The sequence below is a fragment of the Odoribacter sp. N15.MGS-14 genome (assembly GCF_000980245.1).
In the GTDB taxonomy this organism is placed as follows: domain Bacteria; phylum Bacteroidota; class Bacteroidia; order Bacteroidales; family Marinifilaceae; genus Odoribacter; species Odoribacter splanchnicus.
Genome location: NZ_LARE01000215.1, coordinates 1 through 310 on the forward strand (window position 1 = coordinate 1; position 310 = coordinate 310).

1 rRNA gene is annotated in these 310 nt (G+C 57.1%); it reads right to left on the reverse strand.

What is annotated here, in order from left to right:
* Positions 1–310 (reverse strand): 23S ribosomal RNA (locus tag WS34_RS15230); the annotation flags it as partial.

Sequence of the window (310 nt, forward strand, 5' to 3'; positions counted from 1 at the left end):
ATGCCCTTGGCAGAACAACTGGTACACCAGCGGTACGTCCATCCCGGTCCTCTCGTACTAAGGACAGGTCTCCTCAAATTTCCTACGCCTGCGACGGATAGGGACCGAACTGTCTCACGACGTTCTGAACCCAGCTCGCGTACCACTTTAATGGGCGAACAGCCCAACCCTTGGGACCTACTACAGCCCCAGGATGTGATGAGCCGACATCGAGGTGCCAAACCTCCCCGTCGATGTGGACTCTTGGGGGAGATCAGCCTGTTATCCCCAGGGTAGCTTTTATCCGTTGAGCGATGGCCCTTCCATGCGG